We start from the raw sequence: 21,147 nt of genomic DNA, 5'->3' as shown, positions 1-21,147 counted from the left end.
ATGAAACAGCATTTCAATAAATATATCGTAGCGGCTTGCAGTGTGCTGGCGGTGGGCTTTGGTCTGACAGCTTGCACCGATTATCTCGACAAGTCGCCTGACTCGGACATCTCGGATGTGGATGCCTACAAAGACTTCAAGAACTTTCAGGGATTCACCGAAGAGCTTTACAACTGCATTCCCGAATTCTACAAGGGTTATTGGACCAACTCGTGGAACTGGGGAGAAGACGAAATACAGAACGTGGGCATCAACTATCACATGGTCTACAAGATAGACAACGGCGATTTCTGGGGCTGGCAGAGCAGCTTCGACGGCTGGCAGAGCGGTTGGATGGACCGCAACGACTTCCAGCCCGGGGGCGACCGCTTCCGCCACAGCTTGTGGCCGGCCTGCTGGTATGGCATCCGCAAGGCCAACATGGGCATAGCCAACCTTGACAGGTTTACCGGTACGAAAGAGGAGAAAGACCTCTTGGCCGGGCAGCTCTACTTCTTCCGCGGATGGTTCCACTTCGAACTGATGCAGTTTTTCGGCGGTCTGCCTTATATTGACAAGGCCTTCTCGGCCGACGACAAGCTGAACCTGCCGCGCCCCACCTATCAGGAATGTGCGGAAAAGGCGGCCGAAGACTTCCGCAAGGCGGCCGACCTGCTCCCCATGGACTGGGACCAGACGGTGGCCGGACGTAACACATTGGGCAAGAACCAGCTGCGTGTGACCAAGGCTGCCGCCCTGGGCTATCTGGGCAAAGACCTGCTCTTTGCAGCCAGTCCGTTGATGAATCGCGACAGCGGGGGCACTGCCGACTATAACAAGGAACTGTGTAAACGTGCTGCCGAAGCGTTCGGCGAACTGCTTGCCGCCGTGGAAGGCGGACAGACACAGTTTGGCTTGCTGCCTTTCGAGGAGTATTCGCAGAACTTCTACACCATCGACCAGAATGGCAAGATTGCCGGACAGACGAAAGACAACTCCATCACAGAGGCCATCTTCCGTGGCCCCGACTACGGCTGGAACAATACCAACTGGGGGTTGAGTAAGCAGTTCTTTGCCTGCAACGCCGACCTCAACGACGGCGGTGTGCTCACTTTGCCCACGGCCAACTACGTGAATTACTACGGCATGGCCAACGGTCTGCCCCTCACCGATGCCGAATCGGGTTTTGACAACACGCATCCGTGGAAAGACCGGGATCCCCGTTTCTACAACGACATCAAGTTTGATGGTTGCCGGCTCATCAAGGGCGACCTTGGCAAGCAGCCCGCCTCTTTGAAGACGGCCGACTTGCAGACCGGCGGGGCCTACCGTTCGGAGGATAAAGGCAGCCGCACGGGCTATCTGCTCTATAAGTTCATCGACGTGACTTGCAACAAGATAGACCAGGGTTATGGCTATTCCCACCATTTCAACATCCACCTTCCCTGGATGCGCTTGGCCGATGTCTATTTGATGTATGCCGAGGCGGCCGCCGAGGCTTTCGGCAGTGCGACCGGCAAGGCAGCCAACTGTCCGCTTACAGCCCTTGATGCCGTGAACAAGATACGCAAGCGTGCAGGAGTGGCCGATGTGGCCACCAAGTATGCCGGGAGTCTGGAAGGCTTCATGGGCGAGCTTCGCCGCGAGCGCGCCGTTGAACTTTCCTACGAGGGACACCGCTTCAACGACCTCCGCAGATGGTTGTTGTTGGACAAGTCACCTTATAATATAAAAACCTCGCAGGAGTTCACCCGGGTGCAGCTTGATGAGAAAGACCCGAAGAACAGCACTGTCAGCGGATTCAGGGAGAAGCTGATACTCAAGCGCAACTTTGCGGCCCGCCACTATTGGCTGCCTTTGAAGAAGAGCGACACGCAGCTTTATATCGAGTTCAAACAGAATCCCGGTTGGGAATAAACGTCGGGAATGAATGTCCCTCTCCGTTCTGCCACTTACGGTGACAGACGGGAGGGAAGAAGCAAAAGAAAGAAACATCAGATTATGGAATAACATTTCAAACCATGAAGATAAAGAAAACTTATATAAACACCATGCTTGTCGCCGGCTTGTTGGGCTCTGCGACAGCCACGCAGGCACAGGCACTTGCCTCCGATTCGGCCAAGGTGAACGTGGCTTTCCGCTCTGTCGACAAGGACGACTTGATGGGCGGAGTGTCTGCCGTGGACATGACCGACCTCACGAGGAAGAACTATTCCACCTACAGTCTGGACAACATGCAGGCCTATGTGGGCGGTTACAACGGTCAACTGTGGAACATGGGCGAGGCGCTGGTCGTCGTAGACGGTGTGCCCCGCGACGCCAACAACGTGCTGCCCACGGAGATAGAGCAGATCACATTCCTCAAGTCGGCCAGTGCCGTGGTGCTTTATGGCAGCCGTGCAGCCAAGGGGGCCGTACTCATCACCACCAAGCGCAGCCGTGTGGACGGCCTTCAGGTGAGCGTGCGGGGCAATGCCACGCTCTTCACTCCGAAGCGCTATCCGAAATATCTGGGTGCTCCCCAGTATATGACGCTCTACAATGAAGCGCTGGCCAACGACGGCAAGTCGCCTGTCTACAGTGACGAAGACATCTACAACTATGCCTCAGGTGTGAATCCCTATCGCTATCCGAACATCGACTTCTTCTCTTCCGACTATGTGAAGAAGGGTTTTCAACGTTATGAGGGCATCGCCGAGTTTCAGGGCGGAGGCCGTTTTGCGCACTTCTATGCCAACATAGGCCTCTACAACGTGAACGACCTGATGAAGTTTGGAGAGGGAAAGGACAATCACACCACGCGGTTGAACATTCGCGGCAATGTGGATTTGCGGCTCAACGACTGGATCACGGGATGGGTGGATGCCAATGCCACATTCTATGATGCGCGCAACGACAACTCCGACTTCTGGAGCCAGTCTGCCACTTTGCGCCCCACCAGCCAGTATCCGCTCACACCGCTGATCCCGCTTGAATATATCAACAAGTCTGTGCCTTCGATGAAAACCATGATAGAGAACAGCAACTATGTCATCGACGGCAAGTATCTCATCGGTGGTACGCAGAGTTTGCAGACCAATCCTTTCGCGTCGATGTATGCCGCAGGCTATCACACCTACACGAGTCGCCAACTACAGTTCGATGCCGGAGTGAAGATGGACTTGGCAAGCGTGCTTAAAGGCTTGAGTTTCAAGACCCAGTTTGCCGTAGACTACGCCACATCCTACACCACCAATCTGAAGAATGAGTATGCCTGTTTCGAGCCGGTGTGGAGCAATGTCAACGGTAAGGACGAAATCATCGACCTCAAGAAGTACGGCACCGACAAGCGCACGGGCATTCAGAACATCGAGGGTTCTACCAGCCGGCAGACGATTCTCTATTCGGCCCAGTTCGACTACGACCGCCAATTCGGTGATCACGGTGTGGCTGCCTCGCTTCTGGCTCACGGCTATCAACGCACCGTCTCGACCGAATACCACAAGGTGACCAACGCCAATCTCGGTTTGCAGATGAATTATAACTACCTGCATAAATACTACGCCGACCTCTCCATGGCCGCTATCCATTCGCCGAAGTTGGCCCCCGGCCATCGCGAAGCTGTGTCGCCCGTACTCTCCGTGGCCTGGAGGTTGGGTAAGGAGCGTTTCATGAAGGATGCGGAATGGATAAAAGACCTGAAGCTCACGGCTTCTTACGGCATCGTAAACGAAGATCTCGATATTGAGAATTACTACATGTACGACCAGATATTCACTGCCACCGGAACATGGTGGGGATGGAGCGAGAGTGCCAACTCCATGCAGACCTCCGACTCTCAGCGCGGGGCTAACAACGATTTGACCTTCGTTAAGCGTAAAGAGTTCCGTCTGGGGCTCAATGCCAATCTTTGGGATGGGCTGATAACCTTGGAGGCCAACTACTTCAGTGTAGCCACCAACGGTCTGCTCACCACTCCCTCGACTTCCTATCCGAGTTACTTCATGACCTACTGGCCCAAGTCGACATTCCTGCCCTACATCAACTACAACAATCAGCGGCGCACCGGTTTTGACTTCACCGTGAATGTCCACAAACGCGTGGGCGAAGTGGACTTGCAGGCCGGGTTTACCGGAATGCTTTATTCCTCCAAGAACACCCGCGTCAGCGAAAACGTAGAGTATGACTGGTTGAAGGCCGAGGGTGGCCGCATTGACGCGCTTCGCGGCTATCAGTGCCTCGGCTTCATCGGTGAGGAAGATGTCGTAAGGGGTGCCGACGGCAAGGTGACCGGCTATGCCGACGGTGTAGCCGTGGTGAACAACAACACCAAGCCCGGTGATTTGAAGTATAAAGACCAGAACGGCGACGGCAAGATAGACAGCAAGGATGCAGTGGTTTTGGGGCATTGGACTCCCGACTTCAACCTCGGTTTCCACTTCACGGCCAAGTATAAAGGCTTCACGCTCTTCCTCAACATGACCGGCAACTTCGGTGCAACAGCCATTAAGAACAATGCCTACGCATGGGCTTATGGCGACCGTAAATACTCTGACATGGTGCTGGGCCGTTGGACACCGGCCACAGCTGCCACGGCCACCTATCCCCGTCTGACCACCGAAGGGGGAGAACTCAATTTCGTGACCTCCGACTTCTGGACCTATAGCACCGATGCCGTGCGGCTGAACAAGGTTCAGCTCACTTACGACTTGCCCGGCAGTCTGTTCTCAGGCAAGTTTGTCAAAGGTGCCACGGTGTATGTGAGCGGCGGCAATCTGCTCACCATCGCCAAGGAACGCAAGTATATGGAGACGGCTGTCGGCAGTGCGCCGCAGACCCGTGCCTACAATCTGGGTGTAAAAGTCAACTTCTAAAATCGATCGACATGAAAACAAAGAATATCAAAATCCTTCTGGTTTCGGCAGTGGCGCTCGCATCGTTCAGTTCGTGTGACGAGATGTTTGAGCCTGCTTTGGAGAACAATCTCGGCATCGACTACATGACCAAGGACGCTTCCTATGCCGAAGGCGTATTGGGGAACGGCTATACGCGCATCCCCTGCAGGGACTTCCCTTTCAGCGAGGTGGCTACCGACGATGCCGTGAGCAACGATGCCGGCAACAGCTACCGCCGCCTGACGGCCGGTGCATGGACTTCCGACAACAATCCCGCCGAGCGTTGGCGTGACTGCCGTTCGGCCATCATGTATCTCAACCTCTTTTTGAGCAAGGCCGACCAAGTGCATTGGGCCGACGACAAGATAGCCTCGCAGATGTATTGCAACCGTGAGAAAGGGGAGGCCTACGGACTGCGGGCCATGTATATGTACTATCTGTTGCAGGCCCACGGCGGCTACGACGAGCAGGGCAATCTGCTTGGTGTGCCCATTGTGACTGAGCCGGAAAATTCCGCCTCCAATTTCAACGTGCCCCGCAACACGTTCGCTGACTGCATGAAAGCCATTTATGACGACTGTGCGAAGGCTCTCGAACTGTTGCCCGCCAAATATACAGACATTACTTCTGAGGCGCAAATCCCCGAGGCCTGCAAGTCGTTGGGGGCCGATGTCAGCCGGTACAACCGCGTGTTCGGTGTCAAGTTCAACGGCCGCATGGACGGCTCCATCGTTGAGGCTTTCCGCAGCAAGGCTGCCCTCTTGGCCGCCAGCCCGGCTTACAGCGACCAGTCGGGCACCGACTACCAACAGGCAGCCGACTACGCAGCGCAGGTGCTCGACCGCATCGGGGGCGTTTCCGGAATGGATCCCACAGGCTGGACATGGTATTGCAACAAGAACGAGATAGAGGGATTGCAGAACGGTTCAAACCCGAAAGAGGTGTTGTGGCGCGGAGAGAAAAGCCAGAGCAACACGCTTGAGTCCGACAACTATCCTCCTTCGCTCTATGGCAAAGGGCGCATCAATCCTACGCAGAACTTCGTGGATGCTTTCCCGGCCGCCAACGGCTATCCCATCACCGATGACAAGAGCAAGTTCAATGCCGCTACACCCTATGAAGGGCGCGACCCGAGATTGGCAGCCTATGTGGTGGTCAACGGTTCGAAGGTGGGTGTGAACAACTCCGTGATCAACACAGCAGCCGACGGCACCACGAAAGACGCGCTCGACAAGGAGACCGGCTCTTCCACCCGTACGGGCTACTACCTGCGCAAGCTCCTCCGGCAAGACATCAACCTCGATCCTGCCAACAAGAGCCAGCAGTACCACTACACCCCACGCATACGCTTCACCGAGATATTCCTCAACTATGCCGAGGCCGCCAACGAGGCTTTCGGTCCCAAGGGCAAGGGCTCTCATGCCTACAGTGCCTACGATGTAATCAAGGCCATTCGTCATCGTGCGGGCGTCGGCGGCACGGACGACGGCTACTTGGAGGAGTGTGCGCAGAGCAAGGAGAAGATGCGTGAGCTCATCCGCAACGAGCGGCGCATCGAACTCTGCTTCGAGGGCTTCCGTTTCTGGGATCTCCGCCGTTGGAAGGCCGATATCACTTCGCCTGCCACGGGCATGAAGATCACGGCCGGAACGGGTACCACCTATGTCTACACGCCCATCGAGGTGGAGCCCCGCAGCTTCAAAGACTATATGCTCTACGGTCCTATACCTTATTCCGAGACGCTTAAGTTCTCCGAACTCAAGCAGAACAAGGGCTGGTAGTTTCTGAATTTCTGCAAGTTCGGCAGGAGTTAGAGGAGAAGGTCCTTGAGCAATAGTAGAAAAAAGGAGCAAAAGGGGGAAGTGCCTTGAACGTAAGCGAAAAAAGGCAATGGCTTTTCTTCCTAACACAATGAAGCAGTCAATCAATAAAGCTGTTGTCTTAACTCCTAACGAGCGAAGCGAGTGCTAACTCCCTTTAACTCCTTTAACTCTAAAGTTGAGCTTGCGAAACTTAAAAAAATACAAACGATTGAACAACCATTTCAAATGATCATGAAACAGAATATGATGAAATCCGTGCTCGCACTTTTCGCCACGACGCTTCTTCTGGCAGCCACCTCGTGCGAAAACGGCGATATAGAATTTGCCGACTATAAATACCAGACGGTGTACTTTGCCAATCAAACCCCGATACGCACCATCACGCTTGGTACAGACGAGCACCCTAACGAACTTGACAACCAGCACAAGTTCAAGCTCTTTGCCACCTGTGGCGGTGTGTGGACCAATAAGCAAGACCGCAAGTTGGAGATAGCCGTGGACAACTCGCTCTGCGACGGCATCACGTTTGAGGACGGAAGTCCCGTTGTTCCGCTGCCGCAGGAGTATTACACGCTGGCCTCCCACACCATCACCATTCCCGCCGGCCAGTTGATGGGTGGCGTGGAGGTGCAGCTCACCGACGCCTTCTTTGCCGATCCTAAAGCTACCGGGGTGCATTATGTGCTACCCATGCGCATAGTGGGCAGTCAGGACTCCATCCTTGTGGGCAAGGCCAAGCCCACCTCGCCCAATCCCTACCGGCTGAATGCCGCCGACTGGGATGTCGTGCCCCACGACTATGTGCTCTATGCGTTGAAATACAAGAACAAGTATCATGGAGCATGGCTCAGCCACGGCACCGACGAGATAGACCTTAACGGGGTGGTGACCACCGTGGTTCGCGGCAACCAATATCGCGAGAAAGACGAGACTCGCTATCTGCGCACCGTCGGTCTGGACAAGTCTACCTACGAGTTGTCCACACAGGTGGATGTCGACACGACGAAGTATGACGACAAGGCGAAGAAGATGGTGACCGTCAGGGAGAAGAAGACGCTCAAATGCACTCTTGAACTTACCTTTGATGCTTCAGACAACTGCACCGTGCGGGTCGCTACGCCCGGTTGCGAGGGCAGTGGCACGGGCAAGTGGGAGTTTGAAGGAGCCAAGAAGGCATGGAACAATGCCGATCACGACCAAATCTCGCTCGACTACACCGTGACATACCATTACACGGACGATGGACGTCCGCGCTACAAGACTTTCAAGAGCAAGGATATCCTCGTGATGAAGACTCGCGAGAACCGTCGGGAGGACTTTGCATATAAACTCAAATAACCGAACTGAATCATGAAAACAGTCAAAACCATTTTTATGGCCGCCACAGCCCTGATGCTGGCTGCCTGCGCTGATACCGATATACCCGCATTCGAGGTGGAAAAACCGGCCGGGATGCATCTCACCGACTCGCTCAACGCCTACGGTGTGCTGAAAAGCTATGTCGATCGTGCCAAATATCCCGTCTTTAAGATGGGAGGGGCCACCTCGGCCGGTGAATTCAACAAGAAAGGCGTGCGCTATGTGCTCGACAAGGAGAACTTTGAGGAACTGGTGACGGGCAATGCCTTCAAGTATTCTTCCGTGGTGAAAAACGACGGCTCGATGGATTTCTCCACCATCACCGACTTCCTCGACAATGCCGCTGAGGCCGGTCTGTCGGTCTATGGCCACACGCTCTGCTGGCACTCGCAGCAAAACATGGTCTATCTCAAGAACATCATCACCGACCCCAATGCGGCCAACTATCTGCTCCATGCCACAACCTCGGAGCCTAAGGCCAATCCTTGGGACTGGGAACTCTATTACGACCTGAAGACACCGTTGGTGAAGGGCGTCGAATATACCATCAAGATGAGGGCCAAGGCCAGTGGCGACTGCGAGATGGCTTTCTGGCCGGGCGACGGCACCAACACCCAATATCTGCCTTCGTTGAAGGCGGGCAAGGAGTGGGCGGAGACTTCGCTCACCTTCACGGCCAACATTCCCATCACCCGTCTGCGCTTCTGTTTCGGCAAGTTTGGCGGCGACCTTTACATCGATGATGTGTCGCTCACGGCCAAGGGGACGACTGCCAATCTCGTGGCCAACGGTGGTTTCGACGAAGAGGACATCTCCTCATGGACGAAAGCAAGTTGGCTGAACTTCGTCTACAAGCGGGAAAAGGATGCCGACCAGGCCGGCGGCGGATCGTTTACCGAGCAGACGGTCAAAGACACGCTCACCTACGCGATGGGCAACTGGATAAAAAGTATGATGGAGGCCTGCAACGGCAGGGTGAAGGCATGGGATGTTGTCAACGAGCCTATGAGCGACGGCAAGCCCTCAGAGCTCAAGACGGCCGGGCGTGACGGCGACCCCAAGAAAAACTTCTATTGGCAAGACTACTTGGGCAAGGATTATGCCCGGGTGGTCATCAAGTTGGCACGCCAATACGGCGGTGACGACCTGAAGCTCTTTATCAACGACTACAACCTTGAAGCGGCCTACAACCGCAATGCCAAATGTCAAGGTCTCATCGATATGGTGAAGTATTGGGAGAGCGACGGCGTGACCAAGATCGACGGTATAGGCAGTCAGATGCACGTCACCTACTCCATGAATCCCGAGACGCAGAAGCGCAACGAGGAGGCCTACGTGAACCATCTGAAGTTGCTCGCAGCCACGGGCAAGCTCATCCGCCTGTCAGAACTCGACATGGGGCTTGCCGATGCCAAGGGGAATACCGTCCACACAGCCGATGTGACGGCCGAGCAACACCGGTTGATGGCAGGTTACTATAAGTTCATCGTGGAGAAATACCTTGAGATTATCCCTCCTGCCCAGCAGTATGGCATCACCAACTGGGGCGTGACCGACAGTCCGGCCGGCAGTTTCTGGCGGGCTGATGAGCCCATCGGTCTGTGGGATGTCAACTACAATCGTAAGCCGGCCTATGCAGGATTTGCCGATGGCTTGGCAGGAAAATAGAGCGTAATTATCGATAATCATGAATAGTATTTCATGAGCATTTGGTTTCTTTGAAAGCTGCGTCGCGACGATGCGGCTTTCTTTTTGCCCTTTGGGGAGAGTGGGGGTGATGTCTTTTGTGTTGTCAATATTATTCGCCGCCGATTTGCATTTTCCCCGTTTTCATCGTATCTTTGCATTGGCAAGGGAAGCACGCAAGTGTTTCCCTTTTTTAGTTTCCAATCCATCTAAGGACTCCCAACCCCCTGAAGGGGGCTTCCCATGCCTGTTTTGAAATGCGATTCGGCCTGACTGATCCGATGAAACGGCCTCTTTTGGATTGTCATTCGGCCTGAGTGAGCTTCCAAGTGTGGCTGTTTTGCAAGGTCGTTTGGGCCAAGTGAGAAAATTGATAGGGCGGATTTGGCAGATAAAACGAATGGGACGAGATGGAAAAATGGGCGTAAAAAAAACTCCATGTAAGGCTTTTTCTCAATCTTTAATAGTTCGTGCTATATCATGTGCCCACTCTCTTTTGCTCATCTATGGCCCCTATCTCTTTATCGTCATTTCCTTTATATGGCCTGACTTGTCAAGTAGTTTGAGCGAATAATATGGATTGTCTTTGTTTTTCCACACCATGTCGCTGAAGGTGCAAAAGTCGGATATGGACATACTGTCCATTTCAATCAATTCGTCCCCGACTCTTGCCCCTTTCATGTAGGCTTCGCTTTGTGGATTGACCAATCCCACAACAGTTTTGTTGTTTTCAACCACAAACAACAGATTCGTGGTTTTTCCGTCTATGCTTATCCTGTCTGATTTATTGTAAGGTTGGAAGGTGAACGTGTGATTGTATGGGTTGATAATCAAACTGCCGTATTCAAGGATTTTGCTGCCGTAGGCACAAAATCCGTTTCTTACTTCTATGTTGACATTGGATAGTGTCAGTTTCCCTATGCTCAAGTTCCTAAGATTCATAAACACATGTTCTTCTGCGGGAGTAACGCCGTTCGCGCCTATTTTAGATACACCATAACCGCTCCAGACCACTTGGCTCAAAAAGTCAGAATCGCCCTTGGAATTGTTTCGTTTGGCAAAAAAATCATATACTTCTTTCTTGTTCATTTCAAATAATGTGGGCCTGCCGGTGTCAAATAAAGAATATACCGTACCCCCTCCGGATATGTTGGTTTTAAAATATGGCTGCCCGGATTTGGTTATATATTTGAAGCAAATACCCTTTTCGTGGTTGAAAAAGTTTCTTTTGTCTGTAACTATCAGTAAGTTTGTCTGTAAGTCAATCTTTATGGTATAGCCTTTATCTATAAGGTTGAACCCAATCAGGCCGTCATTGTAGCAACTGAAGATTGGTTGTTGGGAGAGCAGCCCGGTTGTGTTTTTTATAAGTATATTCCCCATATATAGGCTGTCTACTCTGGCGAGGTCATGTTCTTTGGATAGGTTGGAAACATCACTGACCACTTCTTTGATTCCGGCAGGCCGATGCGGGATGTCCCTGTCTGCATTGAAAACAAAGCAGTTGGTACCCGTATCCAAGCAAAAGCGAAACTTCTTGCCGTCAATGCTTACAGGCACAAGTATTTGACCTTTTCTATATTCAATAGGGATGGTATCGACGAAATTGCTTTTCTCAACCGTAAACAGATCCAATTCTTTAGCTCTGCCAAAAGCAGATAGGCAGGAAGAGACACAAATGGCCACTATGAGAGTTGATAGTCTGGGTAAATAAAGTCGTATCATAGATGTATTATGAAATTTACCCGTTGGTGGAATTAGTTTAGTGCGTGCTTAATTCTACCGATGGGTTTAATCCTGTTTATCGGCTCAAAGATACGATATTATTCTTGGATATCTGTTCGTCTTGAGCCGATTTTGTGCTTGTTTTGTTCGGAAATGAGCCGATTGCTGCATTTTTAAGACAGCTTTTTGCCAAGGCTGCCCAAAATGATAGATACACGAAGTTTTATGAAACAAATGAGAGGGAGTTTTGAGGGGATTTGTTCTACCTTTGTCCACGGAAATATCAATGGAAAAATAACGATATATCATGAACAAGAAGACTCTCTTAGGTGCTGCGCTGCTGTTGGTTTCGCTCGCTCCGCGGGCACAGCAGGCCACTTTCAGTTATTTCAGCTATCAAGGCGACGAACCGCGTTTCCGGAAACAGATAGATGCCGGACGCGAATTTTTCAACCCCATTCTGGCCGGTTTTTATCCCGACCCGTCGATATGCAGGGTGGGGGATACCTATTATATGGTCAACTCCTCGTTTTCCTTTTTCCCCGGTGTGCCGCTCTCCACGAGCAAAGACCTTGTACACTGGACACCCGCAGGTCATGTGCTTGACCGTCCCTCGCAAGTGCCCTTGGCCCGGCAGAAAGTGAGTGGGGGCATCTTCGCCCCGGCCATCAGCTACAACCCCAAGAACAAGACGTTCTACATGATTACCACCAACGTGGGGGCAGGCAACTTCTATGTGAAGTCGAAAGACCCTGCCAAGGGTTGGAGCGAACCGATATACCTGCGCAAGATAGACGGCATCGACCCGTCGTTTTTCTTCGACAAGGACGGCGCGGGATACATCGTGCACAATGCGCCCGTTGACGGTGGGGCCGACTATGAGGGCCAGCGGGCCATCCGCATTTTCCGTTTTGACACCGAGGGCGACAGCATCGTCGGCGACTACAAGCAGATTGTGCGTGGAGGCACGCATGTGGAGAAACGCCCCATCTGGATTGAAGGCCCTCATCTCTACCGCATCGGCAAATACTATTATCTCATGTGTGCCGAAGGTGGTACGGGCGATTGGCACAGTGAAGTGATTTTCCGGAGCAAGAGCCCCATGGGGCCGTGGGAGGAGAACCCTGACAACCCGATACTCACGCAGCGCACAGGACTTGACCCCAACCGGCCCGACATTGTGACGAGCACGGGACATGCCGACCTCGTGCAGTCGAAAGAGGGTGACTGGTGGGCCGTGTTCCTCGGTTGCCGACCCTACGAAGCTGACTACTACAACACCGGGCGCGACACCTATCTGCTGCCCGTGGCGTGGAAGAATGGGTGGCCCGTGATTTTGGATAAGGAGAAAGCTGTGCCCACGGTGCTCGCGATGAAGCCGTGGCAGCAGAAAATGCAAAAGGCCGTGCCGGTCGGAGCGGTCGCAACCACGGGTAATTTTGCCTATACCGACCGTTTTGCCGGAGACAGACTGGACGGGCGTTGGATGTTTCTCCGCAATCCGTCGCAGTTTTACAGTCTCGGAGCCGATGGGTTGACTATCAATGCCCTGCCCGCAGACATCTCGCAGCGTGAGCCTCTCTCAGCCGTGTTCTGTCGCCAGCAGCACACCGTGTTTTCGGCCGAGACCCGTGTAGCTTTTCACCCTGCCAGCGACAAGCAGTTGGCCGGACTCGCGCTCTTGCAGAACGAGGAATATAATTTTGTGATGGGCAAGACTCGACTCAACGGGCGTCTCGCTGTGGTGCTCACACGTTCCGAGCGTGTGAATGCCATCATCGCTTCAGCTTTTCTCGACGAGGCCGACGCCGACAAGCCCTTGCGACTGAAAATAGACGGTCACGGTCGCTACTACGACTTCTATTATGCCGTGGCCGACGGTCCGTGGCAGTTGCTCGCCCGCGGTGTCGATGCCGTCAATCTGAGTACTCACAGGAGCGGCGGATTCATCGGAGCCTGCATCGGATTATACGCTACGGCTAAAGGCTCTTAAAAACAAGAATAGCTGTATCGGTCAAAGAAAGGAATATACATAGAGCATAAACCTTTTCTTGACCGATACAGCTATCAGATATTTTTTCCTTTTAAACTTTTAGATTCCCTTTTGAATCTTTAAAAATTCCTTTTTTCTTTGTAATTTTGCAGCCAAATGAAGATAGGCAATATAGAATTTGGCTCCCGTCCGTTGTTCCTCGCTCCGATGGAAGATGTGACGGATATCGGTTTCCGGATGCTTTGCAAGCGTTTCGGGGCGGCAATGGTGTACACGGAATTTGTGTCGGCAGAGGCACTCGTGCGTTCCATCAAGTCGACGGTGTCGAAGCTCACCATCAGCGATGAGGAGCGGCCCGTGGGCATACAGATATACGGGCGCACGGTGGAAGATATGGTAGAGGCTGCCCGTATTGTGGAACAGGCGCGTCCGGATGTCATAGATATCAATTTCGGTTGCCCGGTGAAGAAAGTGGCCGGGAAAGGGGCCGGAGCCGGAATGCTGAAAAACGTTCCGCTGATGCTTGACATTACGCGCGAAGTGGTAAAGGCGGTGAAGGTGCCCGTGACGGTGAAGACCCGGCTGGGTTGGGACAGCAACAATCTCATCATCTCCGAACTGGCTGAACAACTGCAAGACTGCGGCATCCAAGCACTCACCATTCATGGGCGCACACGCAGTCAGATGTACACGGGAGAAGCCGACTGGTCGCTCATAGGCGAGGTGAAAAACAATCCGCGCATCCATATTCCGATCATCGGCAATGGTGATATTGGCTCCATTGCCGAGGCCCACGAGGCGTTCGACCGCTATGGAGTGGATGCCGTGATGATCGGACGGGCGACATTCGGACAGCCGTGGCTGTTCTCGGAGCAGCCGCTGACGTATGAAGAAAAAATAGGAGTGCTTGAGGAGCAACTGCGCATCAATGTGGAGCGCATTGGCGAATATCGGGGCATTCTGCACACACGCCGCCACTTGGCGGCCAGTCCGATATTCAAGGGTATTCCCAATTTCCGACAGACGCGTATTGCCATGCTACGGGCTACGACGGTGGAGGAGTTGATGGGGATATTGAAAAATCTCACCCCCGACCCTTCTGTGAAAGACCGAAGGGAGTAAACGGGCTTGGGTTGGAAAAAGAATGTTTGTGTTTTGAAGAGTGTTTTATACCTACCCGATTCCTTACATCAGCAGATGATACATTCCGCCGGCCAAAGGCTTTATCACGCCTTTCATTTCTAATTGGAAGAGAAGGGCGGTCAGTCGACTGATAGTTAGCCCCGACTGTACACTGAGCATGTTGATTTGCAGGTCGTTATTGCGTTGCAATACATCTACCACCGCTTGTTCCTCTGGCGAGAGAGAGGGGAATAGCTGGCGTTCGATGCCTTTGCGATGGGCCTTTTGAATGGCGGCATCAGTCTGCCATCCCATCGCCTTAACGAAGTCTTCGGCCGATGTGATGAGGGCTGCACCATTGTCGCGGATGAGGTTGTTGCAGCCTGCAGAGTAGGGGGCACCCACCGCTCCGGGAAAGGCAAACACATCGCGGCCGTAGCTTTGTGAGATGCCGGTGGTGATGAGGCCGCCGCCACGGGCGGCACTTTCCACGAGAATGCAGGCATCTGACATACCTGCTACGATACGGTTGCGCCGCACGAAGTTCACTTTGTCGGCGTTGGTCTGGGTGAGAAACTCGGTAACAAGACCTCCGTGACTCACCATCTCTATGGCCGTCTGCCGATGGCGTGGTGGATAGAGGTCATCAAGGCCGTGGGCCAGTACCCCCACAGTAGGAAATCCATTGGTCAGAGCCTGCCTGTGTGCGTTGATGTCTACGCCGTAGGCCAACCCGCTTATGATGAGCACCTCGGGGCAAAGTGCCCGCAGGTCGGTCACGAAACGGCGTATGAGGTCTTGTCCGTAGGTCGTGCAGTGGCGTGTTCCCACGATGTTGATCACCCGCTTAGGGTTGAGGTCGGTGTTGCCGAGGTAGAAAAGTATGAGCGGTGCATCGGGACACTCCTTCAGGCGTTGCGGATAACGTGGGTCGTTGAGCGTCAGCGGCTGGATGTGGTGCTCAAGGTCGTAGGCCAGTTCCGCCTCAGCCCGTTTCAGCGGTTCGTCGAGACGGGCCAGCGAGTCGATGAGCCGGTCGCCGGCATCGGGCAGTATGTCACGAATGTTGTGGCGGTGGGTTATCACTTCCGTGGCCGACCCGAGCAAACGGTAGAGTTCGAGCAGCCCGGCAAGCGTGAAGTAGTTGATGCGCGTCAGGGCGATGGTGTTGATGATTTCCTGTTGATCCAAGGGCTATGTTGTGATTGAAAGGTGGAGAATCGGGAATATAGGAGCGTGGTGGAAACGTTGCACGAGAAGGCAGAAAGGTAAAGGATGGGAAGAGAATGAGAAATATTCTTCCCTTTGTTCTTTTACATTTCTGCCTTTTCCTGCTTTTACTTTTCCCCGATGTAGGGAGCAAAAGCGCGGTCGTATTCGTCACTGTTGGCCAATCGGCCATTGATGAGACACACCAATTCTACGGTGGCCCGGAACGAGATTTTCTCATCGGAAGCCCGGAAGATGTCTTGATGGAAAACGTAGCGCAGTCCCTGTTTCTCCATCCACAGGCGCGAGATAAACTCGTCATCACAACGTAGCGGTGTCTTGTATTGCAGGCTCATACGGGCTACCACGGCATCAACGCCGCGCTGATGCATCTCGGCGAAACTCAGTCCCGTGCTTTGTAGAAAGAGATGGCGCGTATGTTCCGTGTAGTGCAGATAGTTGGCATTGTTCACGATGCCTTGGATGTCACACTCGTAGTCACGCACTTCCATGCGGGTTTCAAAGATGTACTTACTCATAATTGTTCTAATTAAAAATGTGTTTAGTTATTGTTTGGTGTATGTGTTGTGTCAGTTGTGCGCCCTGTTTATGGCGTAGCGCGCATATATTCGTAGCCTATCCGGCATCGCAGGCACTCACGGCGGTCGCAGTATTCCTTTTTCAGTTGTATGAGTGCCTGCGAGTCGCCGGCCGTTTCCACGACAAGTCCGCACTGCTGCCACATTCTGACGATGTGGTTGTTTTCAGCCTTGAGCTGTTCGAGAAAGTCGAATGCACGGTTGCAAAGTCTTTCGTCCGATTTATAGCGGCCGTAAGCAAACAGCATGGGTATGGCCGTGTTGATGAGCAGCAGGTTGAGCGATTGCCGTGAGAGATTCTTCTCATTGTGGGTGCTGGTCGAACCGAAGGTGTAGTGCGTCTCCCAATAAGGTGTGACGGATGTGCGGAGCACTTCCTCGGCAGCCTTCACCGTGTCGGCTTCGAGCAACAGTCTGAGCCTTGTGCGGTGCTTGTAGTAGAGGTTGGCCAACTGCGATATGCGCACATGCGGAAAGTTTTGTGGCCGCAGTCGCAGGAATCGCCACAATGACGGGTCGATGGGGCGAAGCGAAAACTTGTGGGCCAGATACTCATATTCGCTGCGAAGACGGTTAAAATAGCCTTCCTCCAGCGCGTCTTGCCGGCAGTGGGCAGGAATGGTCTCGGGATCGAGCAGTCCCGCTTGGCCCATGAAGATGGCTTCCGTCTGGAAAAGATCATCCCGATGGTGGTCGGCAGCGTGCAGCGGAATGCTGAGAGCCCACTGCTCAAAAGCGTCTCCGTTGATACCGAACCCATAGTTACGGGCCATAGTCACGAAGTAAGCCGCCTCCCAGTCGCCGTCACATTGCGACACGCGCCGGTTTATGGCCTCGGTCTTCAGCTCCAGTCGCTCCGTCTGTAGGGCACTCATCCACGAGTGCATCATCAGTCGTGTGAGCGAAGGTATCACCGCGTGACAAGGCGGGTAGGCGTCGGCAGCAAGCAGTTCGCTGTAGTGGGCCTTCACGTGTGGCGGAACTTCGAGGCGCATCTGCGGCACAAAATCTCCCTTGCTCGTGCGCACATCGGCATCAATCTCTCCCGCCACATGTAGCACCACGTTGTCGTAATGCCCGTCGTGGTCGTGTCCGTGGGCAAACCAGTCGCTTGCACGGTCGTGAATCTCCACGTTTCCCACCCACACGGTGTCGTTGATTTTGACTTTTGCATTGAAAAAGTCGGGGCCGGCATTGGTGTTGTGCAGCCCCGGATCGAGCACTTCCACAGCGTGTCCGTCGGTGGTGGTGAGGGGTGATAGTGGGAATATCTTGTGTTTCCAGCAGTAGTGCAGCAATAGTTCCATGCGTTTTCTTGTCTTAGTATCGGCAGACAAAATTACAAAGAAAAAGCCGAAAGACAGCATCTTTCGGTCGATTTTTTCCCATTAGTATATTCCTGTGATATCTTTTTATATGGCTATTCTTTTCCGTTGTTTTCTTCCGCACTGCAATCGGGGGCTCCCCGTTTCACATATTGGGTGGGCGGCACACCATATATCTTTCTGAAATTACGGGTGAAATTGCTGGGCTCGTCAAATCCGCAGCTCGTGGCCACCTCAAAGATATTCATCTCGGGATGGTTTTCCAGAAGCAGACGGGCGCGTTTCATGCGCAGCTGCATGATGTAGGTGGCGGGTGTTACCCCTGTGAGCGATACGATTTTGCGATACAGTTGTTGGTGACTCATGCAGAGTTGTGATGCCACGTTGTGTACGTCTACCTGTTTGCGGTCCATCAGAGTGAACACGCTGTCCACCACTTTGCTCAAAAACCGTTGGTCGGCATCGCTGCACTGAACATCCTCCTCCTTTCCTTCTATAAGAGTCTTTTGGAACTTTTCGCGCAACAGTTGGCGCTGTTCGAGCAGCTTTTCCACCCTCACGCACAGTTCATCGCTGTTGAAGGGCTTGTCGAGGTAGGCATCGGCACCGGCTTCGAGTCCCTTGATGCGGTCGGCTTCAGAAGTCTTGGCGGTGATCACGATGATAGGCACGTGGCTGATAAGTTCCGTTTTGCGCACGTGCCGGCAGAGTTCCAGACCGTCCATCTCGGGCATCATCAGGTCGGTGATGATAAGGTCCGGCACGATGCTTTCTGCCTTCTTTACTCCCAGTTTGCCGTTGGCGGCATAGAAAAGGTCATAACGGTCGGATAGCAGGCTGCCCGTATAGGCAGCCACATCCCGGTTGTCTTCAACGATGAGTATGCGTGTGCGCCCTTCATCTGTATTGTCACTGTCTTTCAGTTCAGAACTTTTATACGGTTCGGCAACCTTCTGCGGACAGACATCTCCGGTGGTTTTCCACTTGCCGTCGCCATGTTTCATCGGCATGGTGACGATAAAGCGCGAACCTTTTCCCGGTACGCTTTCCACACTGATGTTGCCGTTGATGGAGTCCACGAGTTGTCTTACAAGTGCCAGTCCTACTCCTGTTCCGAGGTGTTTGCTGTCGTTATTCACTTGGAAGAAAGGTTCGAAAAGCCGTCGTGTGTTCTCTTCGTCCATCCCCGGTCCCGTGTCGCTCACACTCATCACGGCTTGGCCTTTCTCTACTTTAGCTGTCACTTCTATACGCCCATGCTCGGGAGTGAATTTGAGAGCGTTGGATAGCAGGTTGCCCACCACCTTATTGATATAGTCGGGCACGAAATCCATCTCCATCGGTCCTTGTGCGATGAAATTCAGTTCGATGAGTTTTTCGTGTGCAAATTGTCTGTAGCCATCTACGATCGTTGCGATATGAGCTGTCAGGTTGCCGTGTCGCCAGTCGGGTTCGCCCACGACCGACTTCACTTTCGATATTTCCAGCAGTTGGTTGATGAGTGTAAGCAAGTTGTTGCCGTGGTGCTCGATCGTTTTTCCTATGCCGCGTGTTTGATCATCCGGAGCCGTCTGTTGGAGGTTTCTGCACAGTCCGAGTATCACGGTGAGGGGTGTGCGAAACTCATGGGTGATGTTGGTGAAAAACGTTTCACGCATACTGCTCAACCGTTGCATGGCCCGTTGGTTGCGAGTCTTTATACGCATCATGTAGTACATCTGTGCCAGTCCCACCACGAATATCACGATGATGAGTGCAAATACGAGGAAGAACACCCGCTTGCTGGCACGCTCGGCCTCATATTTCTGTTTGGCTTCGTTCACCTTCTTCATTTGTCTGTTGCGCTCAATGCCCAGACTGATATTTTGAATCTGGTTTACCTTCTTGATGTCCATCACGCTGTCTTGCAGCACTGCGGCCTTCTCGTGGTAGAACAAGGCCAGCCTGAAGTCGCCTTTTCTTTTGTAAATGAAGTAATAGAGTTCGAATATCTCGGCCTGATATTCCACCGATTTGATGTCCCGGGCTTTGGACAAGGCCTCTTCGAGTATGGATAGTGCCATTTCCGTATTGCCCATTTTCTCCTGTATGCGTGCCATGGCAAGCATCGTGACGAGTTCGTGCCATTCGTCTTTCTGTTGCTTCATCGATTCGTAGGCGATGTTGTATTCCACGATGGCATTTTCATACTCTTGTTCATCTTCATACAGTGAGCCGAGGTAAGTGTGGCAGAGAGCCATCCCCAGTTCGGAATGGGCTTTTTGGTTAAACACCATCGCCCGCCGGTAGTAGACCCATGCCGAGTCCGTTTTCCCCTTTTGGCGGAATATGCTGCCCAAGTTGGCATAGTTGATGGCCTGTCCCAAGTCACTGTGCTGTTTTTTCTCTCCTGCCAGTGCGATGCGCAGCACACTGTCGGCCCGTTCAAGATTGCCCATCGTCAGGTAGATGTTACCCAGTCCGTTGAGCGAGACCACTCGGTTTCTCTGGGCCTGCGAGGATGTGTCGTTGTGCTCTTGGCTCATCGTCAGTGCCCGGTAATGGTAGTCGGTCGCCACATCGAGCACGCCCAACCGGCGGTAGTCAGTGCCTATGTTGTTCAGTGCCTTCACGATTTCGAGCGTGTCATGCACGTTTTCAGCCTGTTTCAGCCCGTTGAAATGATATTTCAGTGCTTTGTCAAACCGACTCTGGTTGCGCATCCGCCTCCCCAGTTCGCGCAGGGCAACGATGCTCCCCAGCCTGTCGCCTCGCTGTTCCATTGTCTTTTGGATCTGCGCCAAGGAGTCCTCTGTGCCAATGGAAGAAATGATGCTGTCGGTGATTCTGCGTTTTTCCGGACTGAAACGGGTGTCCCTCTTCCCGCAGGCAAAGAAAGCGGTCAGCGTCAAGAGCAACAGTCCCAACTCTGTCGTTGGTCGGGCTATGAGTTTTTTAAAAGTCGTCGTCAGAACGGTCATCTGAAATTGTTTGGTTTATAGATTCCGGGGGTGTCCTTTGCTTTGAGTTTTTAAGCGACGAATCGCTTTTTTCTTATGGAGTCGGTCTTCGTTATATGTTAATGTAAGGTCGTGCAAACGGGGACAATTAGAGCTCGTTCACAACATGTCGGACCCAGTCTATCTCATGCAAAGGTAATAAACTGTGTGTAATTTTCCAAACAAACGGCTGTATTTTTTCTATAAATCGATGTGAAATGTTCTTAAAAAGGTGGTGTCGGGAGTGGGTGTATGTGAAATTTTGCAATGCCGTTTTGTGTGTTTTGATAAGCTGTAACTTTCTTTTTATCAGTGTTTTATATGTTTCTTGTGATGAAAAATGACTGATATCGAAAGTCGCTTTGACGAAAAATTAATAGCATTTTGAAGAATATTGATAAGTGAGAACTCCGATTTGTTCCGTAACTTTGCACCGAACAGAAACGAAAACGATATTACAAGATATGTTCAAGAC

At 52.7% G+C, this 21,147-nt stretch carries 13 protein-coding genes; 8 read left to right on the top strand and 5 right to left on the bottom strand.

Features of this window, described 5'->3' with window-relative positions; all coding sequences use genetic code 11:
- The 5 genes from HMPREF6485_RS02595 (at position 1) to HMPREF6485_RS02575 (ending at position 9,703) form a co-directional block, all read left to right on the top strand.
- Entirely contained in the window at positions 1-1,896 is a 1,896-nt protein-coding gene (locus HMPREF6485_RS02595; RefSeq protein WP_004344465.1) for a RagB/SusD family nutrient uptake outer membrane protein, read from the top strand.
- Between the two features lie 104 nt (positions 1,897-2,000).
- On the top strand, positions 2,001-4,832 hold the full coding sequence (locus tag HMPREF6485_RS02590) for a SusC/RagA family TonB-linked outer membrane protein (RefSeq protein ID WP_004344464.1): 2,832 nt from the start codon (positions 2,001-2,003) through the stop codon (positions 4,830-4,832).
- Positions 4,833-4,843: 11 nt separating this feature from the next.
- Positions 4,844-6,634: a RagB/SusD family nutrient uptake outer membrane protein gene (locus tag HMPREF6485_RS02585; protein WP_004341404.1), complete on the top strand. Its 1,791-nt coding sequence runs from the start codon at positions 4,844-4,846 to the stop codon at positions 6,632-6,634.
- 273 nt (positions 6,635-6,907) lie between these two features.
- Positions 6,908-8,014, top strand: a complete 1,107-nt coding sequence (locus tag HMPREF6485_RS02580; RefSeq protein ID WP_052296828.1) for a DUF5627 domain-containing protein — start codon at positions 6,908-6,910, stop codon at positions 8,012-8,014.
- Positions 8,015-8,026: 12 nt separating this feature from the next.
- Positions 8,027-9,703, top strand: a complete 1,677-nt coding sequence (locus HMPREF6485_RS02575; RefSeq protein WP_004344459.1) for an endo-1,4-beta-xylanase — start codon at positions 8,027-8,029, stop codon at positions 9,701-9,703.
- 531 nt (positions 9,704-10,234) lie between these two features.
- On the opposite strand, the gene HMPREF6485_RS02570 is transcribed toward HMPREF6485_RS02575, so the two are convergent.
- On the bottom strand, positions 10,235-11,446 hold the full coding sequence (locus HMPREF6485_RS02570; RefSeq protein ID WP_004344457.1) for a pepsin/retropepsin-like aspartic protease family protein: 1,212 nt from the start codon (positions 11,444-11,446) through the stop codon (positions 10,235-10,237).
- Positions 11,447-11,753: 307 nt separating this feature from the next.
- On the opposite strand from HMPREF6485_RS02570, the gene HMPREF6485_RS02565 reads away from it, so the two are divergent.
- Both HMPREF6485_RS02565 and dusB read left to right on the top strand, forming a co-directional pair.
- Positions 11,754-13,439, top strand: coding sequence for a glycoside hydrolase family 43 protein (locus HMPREF6485_RS02565; RefSeq protein WP_004344455.1), 1,686 nt, complete (start codon positions 11,754-11,756; stop codon positions 13,437-13,439).
- A gap of 156 nt (positions 13,440-13,595) precedes the next feature.
- On the top strand, positions 13,596-14,561 hold the full coding sequence (dusB, locus tag HMPREF6485_RS02560) for a tRNA dihydrouridine synthase DusB (RefSeq protein WP_004344454.1): 966 nt from the start codon (positions 13,596-13,598) through the stop codon (positions 14,559-14,561).
- A 63-nt stretch (positions 14,562-14,624) separates the two neighbouring features.
- Here the strand turns inward: dusB and dprA are convergent, their stop codons facing one another.
- From dprA to HMPREF6485_RS02540, 4 genes are all read right to left on the bottom strand, one after another.
- Positions 14,625-15,752: a DNA-processing protein DprA gene (dprA, locus tag HMPREF6485_RS02555; RefSeq protein WP_004344453.1), complete on the bottom strand. Its 1,128-nt coding sequence runs from the start codon at positions 15,750-15,752 to the stop codon at positions 14,625-14,627.
- Between the two features lie 146 nt (positions 15,753-15,898).
- Entirely contained in the window at positions 15,899-16,309 is a 411-nt protein-coding gene (locus tag HMPREF6485_RS02550) for an acyl-CoA thioesterase (protein WP_004344452.1), read from the bottom strand.
- A gap of 68 nt (positions 16,310-16,377) precedes the next feature.
- Positions 16,378-17,676 (bottom strand): DUF2851 family protein, encoded by a 1,299-nt coding sequence (locus HMPREF6485_RS02545; RefSeq protein WP_211205714.1) that lies wholly within the window; start codon positions 17,674-17,676, stop codon positions 16,378-16,380.
- A 113-nt stretch (positions 17,677-17,789) separates the two neighbouring features.
- The gene (locus tag HMPREF6485_RS02540) at positions 17,790-20,456 is read right to left on the bottom strand and encodes an ATP-binding protein (protein ID WP_248622218.1); all 2,667 of its coding nucleotides are present in this window, start codon (positions 20,454-20,456) and stop codon (positions 17,790-17,792) included.
- 37 nt (positions 20,457-20,493) lie between these two features.
- Between HMPREF6485_RS02540 and HMPREF6485_RS14320 the strand changes: the two genes are divergently transcribed.
- On the top strand, positions 20,494-20,658 hold the full coding sequence (locus HMPREF6485_RS14320; RefSeq protein ID WP_248622216.1) for a hypothetical protein: 165 nt from the start codon (positions 20,494-20,496) through the stop codon (positions 20,656-20,658).
- Positions 20,659-21,147: the final 489 nt, after the last annotated feature.

The sequence above is a fragment of the Segatella buccae ATCC 33574 genome (assembly GCF_000184945.1).
GTDB lineage: Bacteria > Bacteroidota > Bacteroidia > Bacteroidales > Bacteroidaceae > Prevotella > Prevotella buccae.
The sequence above is the reverse complement of the archived record's forward strand: the minus strand, read 5'-3'. Positions and strand labels throughout refer to the sequence as shown.